The 1,811-nt window shown below is 57.8% G+C and carries 1 rRNA gene (cut by a window edge); it reads left to right on the top strand.

The features are described from left to right. The first annotated feature begins 107 nt into the window (after positions 1 to 107). Positions 108 to 1,811, top strand: a 23S ribosomal RNA gene (locus ACFU95_RS50605) (it continues 1,491 nt past the right edge of the window).

The following is a 1,811-nucleotide window of genomic DNA, read 5'->3' as shown; positions in this document are numbered from 1 at the left end:
TATGGTTGTGCTTCGGGTGCCGGCCCCAGTGAACTCGAACCGGATGGTTCGGGGTGATGGGTGGCTGGTCGTTGTTTGAGAACTGCACAGTGGACGCGAGCATCTGTGGCCAAGTTTTTAAGGGCGCACGGTGGATGCCTTGGCACCAGGAACCGATGAAGGACGTGGGAGGCCACGATAGGCCCCGGGGAGTCGTCAACCAGGCTTTGATCCGGGGGTGTCCGAATGGGGAAACCCGGCAGTCGTCATGGGCTGTCACCCTTGCCTGAACACATAGGGCAAGTGGAGGGAACGCGGGGAAGTGAAACATCTCAGTACCCGCAGGAAGAGAAAACAACCGTGATTCCGGGAGTAGTGGCGAGCGAAACTGGATGAGGCTAAACCGTATACGTGTGAGACCCGGCAGGGGTTGCGTATACGGGGTTGTGGGATCTCTCTTTCACGGTCTGCCGGCCGTGGGACGAGTCAGAAACCGTTGATGTAGGCGAAGGACATGCGAAAGGTCCGGCGTAGAGGGTAAGACCCCCGTAGTCGAAACGTCAGCGGCTCGTTTGAGAGACACCCAAGTAGCACGGGGCCCGAGAAATCCCGTGTGAATCTGGCGGGACCACCCGCTAAGCCTAAATATTCCCTGGTGACCGATAGCGGATAGTACCGTGAGGGAATGGTGAAAAGTACCCCGGGAGGGGAGTGAAATAGTACCTGAAACCGTGTGCCTACAAGCCGTGGGAGCGTCGGAACAAGGCTTGCCTTGTTCTCGTGACTGCGTGCCTTTTGAAGAATGAGCCTGCGAGTTTGCGGTGTGTTGCGAGGTTAACCCGTGTGGGGAAGCCGTAGCGAAAGCGAGTCCGAATAGGGCGATTCAGTAGCGCGCTCAAGACCCGAAGCGGAGTGATCTAGCCATGGGCAGGTTGAAGCGGAGGTAAGACTTCGTGGAGGACCGAACCCACCAGGGTTGAAAACCTGGGGGATGACCTGTGGTTAGGGGTGAAAGGCCAATCAAACTCCGTGATAGCTGGTTCTCCCCGAAATGCATTTAGGTGCAGCGTCGTGTGTTTCTTGCCGGAGGTAGAGCACTGGATAGGCGATGGGCCCTACCGGGTTACTGACCTTAGCCAAACTCCGAATGCCGGTAAGTGAGAGCGCGGCAGTGAGACTGTGGGGGATAAGCTCCATGGTCGAGAGGGAAACAGCCCAGAGCATCGACTAAGGCCCCTAAGCGTACGCTAAGTGGGAAAGGATGTGGAGTCGCAGAGACAACCAGGAGGTTGGCTTAGAAGCAGCCACCCTTGAAAGAGTGCGTAATAGCTCACTGGTCTAGTGATTCCGCGCCGACAATGTAGCGGGGCTCAAGCGTACCGCCGAAGTCGTGTCATTGCGATATGTACCCCCAACGGGGATCGTGATGGGTAGGGGAGCGTCGTGTGCCGGGTGAAGCAGCACCGGAAGGTAGTTGTGGACGGTTCACGAGTGAGAATGCAGGCATGAGTAGCGATTCACACGTGAGAAACGTGTGCGCCGATTGACTAAGGGTTCCTGGGTCAAGCTGATCTGCCCAGGGTAAGTCGGGACCTAAGGCGAGGCCGACAGGCGTAGTCGATGGATAACCGGTTGATATTCCGGTACCCGCTGTGAAGCGTCAAACATCGAACCAGGCGATGCTAAGTCCGTGAAGCCGCCCTGGAGCCTTCGGGCAAAGGGGAGTGGTGGAGCCGACGAACCAGACTTGCAGTAGGTGAGTGATGGGGTGACGCAGGAAGGTAGTCCATCCCGGGCGGTGGTTGTCCCGGGGTAAGGGTGTAGGCCGGACG

Source organism: Streptomyces sp. NPDC057623 (assembly GCF_042800355.1).
Taxonomy (GTDB): domain Bacteria; phylum Actinomycetota; class Actinomycetes; order Streptomycetales; family Streptomycetaceae; genus Streptomyces.
Note: the sequence above shows the minus strand (reverse complement) of the source record. Positions and strands in the feature narration are given on the sequence as shown.